The sequence below is a fragment of the Mesorhizobium sp. M7A.F.Ca.CA.002.09.1.1 genome (assembly GCF_003998555.1).
In the GTDB taxonomy this organism is placed as follows: Bacteria; Pseudomonadota; Alphaproteobacteria; order Rhizobiales; family Rhizobiaceae; genus Mesorhizobium; species Mesorhizobium ciceri.
In genome coordinates this window covers 1-1,492 of sequence record NZ_RZRR01001126.1, presented here as the reverse complement: position 1 = coordinate 1,492, position 1,492 = coordinate 1, and the positions used below count along the sequence as shown (strand labels likewise).

1 protein-coding gene and 1 pseudogene are annotated in these 1,492 nt (G+C 62.0%); one reads left to right on the top strand and one right to left on the bottom strand.

The features are described 5' to 3' along the window. Positions 1-109 precede the first annotated feature (109 nt). Complete coding sequence (radC, locus tag EN994_RS30960; RefSeq protein ID WP_013532006.1) at positions 110-871, bottom strand: DNA repair protein RadC; 762 nt, start codon at positions 869-871, stop codon at positions 110-112. Positions 872-1,120: 249 nt separating this feature from the next. Here radC and EN994_RS30955 point away from each other — a divergent pair. After that, positions 1,121-1,492: pseudogene (locus tag EN994_RS30955) on the top strand (MipA/OmpV family protein); the annotation flags it as partial.

Here is a 1,492-nt window from a genome sequence, read left to right as displayed (position 1 = left end):
ATCGTGCTCTCCTGATTCCGCCAGTCGCTTGTTCTAGCCGGTTTCGCCCGCCCCGATCTCTGGGATCGTGTGGTCGGGGTCGATCGGCGTTGGCGCCGGCCCTGCCACCTCAGATCAGCAGCAGGCCCTTCATGCTGGCATATCCCTTCCGCCCGATGATGATGTGGTCGTGCACCGCGATGCCCAGCCGCTTGCCCGCGTCGATGATCTCCTTCGTCATCTCGATGTCGGCGCGCGATGGCGTCGGGTCGCCTGACGGGTGATTGTGGACCAGGATAATGGCAGTCGCCGAGAGTTCGAGCGCCCGCTTGATCACTTCTCGCGGGTAGACAGGCGTGTGGTCGACAGTACCCGTCTGCTGCACCTCGTCGGCGATCAGCGCGTTCTTCTTGTCGAGGAACAGGATGCGGAACTGCTCGCGCGCCTCGAAGGCCATTGCTGAGCGGCAATAGTCGAGGAGCTGCTGCCAGGACGAGAGGATCTCGCGGCCGTGGACCTCGCCGCGTGCCATGCGCTGCGCCGTTGCGGCGAGGATTTTCAGGTCGAGTGCCACCGCAGGGCCGATGCCCTTGACCTCCTGCAGCAGGCCCACCGGGGCGCCAAGCACTTCGGCCAGCGTGCCGAAGCGTGCCAGCAGCGCCTTGGCCGCCGGTTTGGTGTCGGCACGAGGGATCAGGCGAAAGAGCAGAAGTTCCAGAAGTTCGTAATCGGGCAGGGCGTCCGGACCCGCCAGGGCAAAGCGCTCGCGCAAGCGGTCGCGATGGCCGAGGTAATGCGGCTTTTCGTCGAGCGTCGCCTTGGCTTTCGCAGCAGGCCGCATCGGCGCTTCGGAGAAGAAACTCCGCTCGTCATCGTCGCTTGTGTTCCCCATACCCCGCCCACATTGCTCCGGCACAGACATTAGAGCTGTTCTGGCCTGGATTGAAACAGTTCCGTTCTCCGATCGCGAGACGATCCACGGCAGATCGTGGCAGCCCACTGTCAGCCTAGGGCCTCCCTATACGGCAAGATGAAACCACGATTGCGCAACAAAACTTAACATCACTTAACGCATGCGGCCACTTTCACCTGACATGGTGACGCCATCGGAGGCTCTTTGCCTCGCTATACTGGAGCACGCATGTTCGCCAAAATTGACTCTGGACTATTTGCCGGCCGGGCATCTCTTGCGGTCATGGCAATCCTGCTTTCAGCCCATTCGGACGGCGCGCTGGCGGCAGACGCCATTGCGGTGAATTCCGATGATTTTACCCTGCCGCCCGAGCCTTCCCGTTTCGGGCGCTTCGAACAGAAACTGTCCGACTGGCACGTCGTGCTCGGCGGCGGCGCCATCATCGTCCCCAAATACGAGGGCAGCAATGAGTTCAAGATCATGCCGGTGCCTTTCGTCACGGCGACATTCCTCGACACGGTGACGATCGATCCGACTGGTGCCAACATCGCCGTCTATGAACAAGGACCGTTCGCCTTCAGCGCGCGGCTTGGCTATGAG

Bases quoted from the DNA above. Each gene is read 5' to 3' on its own strand.
- radC (WP_013532006.1), bottom strand. From the start codon at position 871: ATGGGGAACACAAGCGACGATGACGAGCGGAGTTTCTTCTCCGAAGCG.